Origin of the sequence: Mycolicibacter senuensis, assembly GCF_003284925.1 — a bacterium.
Lineage (GTDB): Bacteria > Actinomycetota > Actinomycetes > Mycobacteriales > Mycobacteriaceae > Mycobacterium > Mycobacterium algericum_A.
In genome coordinates this window covers 1-2,708 of the sequence record NZ_QMEX01000251.1, presented here as the reverse complement: position 1 = coordinate 2,708, position 2,708 = coordinate 1, and the positions used below count along the sequence as shown (strand labels likewise).

Genomic DNA, 2,708 nt, shown 5'->3' with positions numbered 1-2,708 from the left:
CCGAACTGACCGCGCTGGCGGCCCGCACCCGGCTGGAATCGGTCGCCCCGGCGCTGGCCGACAAGGTCGCCTCCTACCGGGCGGGTTATCTGGCCGAAGACCGCCGGGGGCTGGAACGTGCGCTGGCCGACGGGGAGCTGTACGGGCTGGCCACCACCAACGCGCTGGAGCTCGGGGTGGACATCGCCGGGCTGGACGCGGTGGTGATCGCGGGTTTTCCCGGCACCGTGACGTCGTTCTGGCAGCAGGCCGGCCGATCCGGCCGGCGCGGTCAGACCGCGTTGATCGTGCTGATCGCCCGCGACGACCCGCTGGACAGTTACCTGGTGCATCATCCCGCGGCGCTGCTCGACAAACCGATCGAGCAGGTCGTGATCGACCCGGCCAACCCGTATGTGCTGGGGCCGCAGTTACTGTGCGCGGCCACCGAGCTGCCGCTGACGGTGGCTGAAGTGGCGCAACTGGGCGCCGAGAGGGTCGCCGAGAGCCTGGTCGACGAGGGGTTGCTGCGTCGGCGCTCCGAGAGGTATTTTCCGGCGCCCGGGCTCGACCCGCATCCGGAGGTCGACATCCGGGGCGCTGCCGGCGGGCAGGTGGTGATCGTGGAAGCCGACACCGGCCGGTTGCTGGGCAACGTCGATGCCGGGCGGGCGCCGGCCACCGTGCACACCGGGGCGGTGTATCTGCATCAGGGCGAGAGTTACCTGGTTGATTCGCTGGACACCGAACGCCGGATCGCCTTCGTGCACGCCGACGATCCCGGTTACGCGACGTTCGCCCGGGAGATCACCGACATAGCGGTGACCGGCGACGGCGAACGCGCCTGGTTCGGGCCGGTCAGCCTCGGACTGATGCCGGTCATGGTGACCCGCCAGATCGTCGGCTACCTGCGGCGGCTGCCGACCGGCGAGGTGCTGGACTTCGTCGAGCTGGAACTGCCCCCGGCGACGCTGCCGACCACCGCGGTGGTCTACACCGTCACCGCCGAGGCGTTGGCCGGCTGTGGCATCACCGAAGCACGGATACCGGGGGCGTTGCACGCCGCCGAGCACGCGGCGATCGGGTTGCTGCCGCTGGTGGCCAGCTGCGACCGCGGCGACATCGGCGGACTGTCCACGGCGCTGGGGCCCGGCTCACTGGGCGCGCTGCCCAGCGTGTTCGTCTACGACGGCTACCCGGGCGGCGCGGGGTTCGCCGAGCGGGGGTTCCGCTCGGCGTCCACCTGGTTGGCCGCCACCGCCGAGACGATCGAAGGCTGTGAATGCCCGCACGGCTGCCCGTCATGCGTGCAGTCGCCCAAGTGCGGCAACGGCAACGACCCGCTGGACAAGGAGGGTGCGGTGCGGGTACTGCGATTGGTGCTCGACAGGCTCAACGGCACGGGCCGGCACTAGTCGGGAAGCACGGTTGCGGGAGTCGGCCGACCCCCCGAACGGCCGACTCCCCGAACCGATACCCCGCGGACTCCCGTGGCAAACATGCCACCGGAGACGGCGACGGAGCAGCGAGACGAACGGTCGATAACAAACCGTTCCCCAAGACCCGGTACACAGCCGGATGCGGCCGTAAGTTACCGGCTGTACGGGACCAACGCAACTCGAAAACCAACCAGGTTACCTCCCGCCGCCGGATAAAACTGGGAAACGGCTGCTGTCGGTGCTGGTAGCGAACCGTTGGCCGTAAAATCCCCGGTTATGGCACACGACTGGTTGCTGGTGGAGACGCTCGGCGGTGAACCGGTAGTCGTCGCCCAGGGGCGCCAGGTGAAGAATCTGGTGCCGATCACCCAGTTCCTGCGTCGCAGCCCGCATCTGGCTGCGATCCGGACTGCGATCGCCGAGACGATGCGCACCGGGCAGAGCCTGGTCAGCATCACCCCCAAGCATGACCGGGTGATCCGGACCGAGCCGGTGGTGATGTCCGACGGCCACGTGCACGGCGTGCATGTCTGGAGTGGCCCGGCCGATGCCGAACCACCGGAGCGTCCCACCCCCGGCCCGCTGAAGTGGGACCTGACCCTCGGCGTCGCCACCGACACCGAGGAATCACTGGCCAACAGCGGCAAGGACCCCGCGGTGGAGGCCACCCACGGCCGGGCCTTCGCCGAGGAACTGCCCACCCGCGACTTCAACCCCAACGAGAACAAGGTGCTGGCACTGGCGATTCGGGCCGAACCCGACAAGACCATCTGCAGCAGCTGGGATGTCACCGATTTTCGCGGCGACACCATCCGGGTGGGTTTCGTGGCGCGCACCGCCTGGGAGTCCGATCCGGGCGGGCGTGAGCATCTGGTGGCGCGGGGCATGAACTGGCGCGGCCAACTCGACGGCACCGTGCAGCGTCCCGATTTTCTGGCGCAGCAGATCCTGCACGGGCTGGCGCAGCCCGGCGTGCACCGGGCCATGGTCGACCTGATCGACTGGCGGCTGCTGAAGTGGCTGGACGAGCCGTGCCCGTTCTACGACTGGCGCGGCACGGTGGAGGCCCCCCGGGTGCATCCCGACGACGAAGCCCGGGTCGCCCGCATGACGACCGATTTCACCGCCGGGCCGGCGACCGGAGTGCTGCGACTGCGCCAGCCGGACGGGGGCTGGGCGCCGGTGCACGTGACGGTGAACCGGATCGAGCTCGAAGCCGGCACCTACGCCGGCCTGATCGCGCTGCGGCTGCCCACCGACGACGAACTGGCCGAGGCCGAGCTGGAGCCG

The 2,708-nt window shown here is 69.8% G+C and carries 2 protein-coding genes; both read left to right on the top strand.

All coding sequences use genetic code 11. From position 1 onward, the window contains the following. Positions 1-1,394: Zn-binding domain-containing protein (locus tag DQP56_RS23675; RefSeq protein ID WP_114475792.1), on the top strand; the 1,394-nt coding region annotated here is incomplete at its 5' end. 300 nt (positions 1,395-1,694) lie between these two features. Next, positions 1,695-2,708, top strand: a 1,014-nt coding sequence (locus tag DQP56_RS23670) for a PAS domain-containing protein (RefSeq protein WP_112689496.1), incomplete at its 3' end; no start/stop codon positions are given.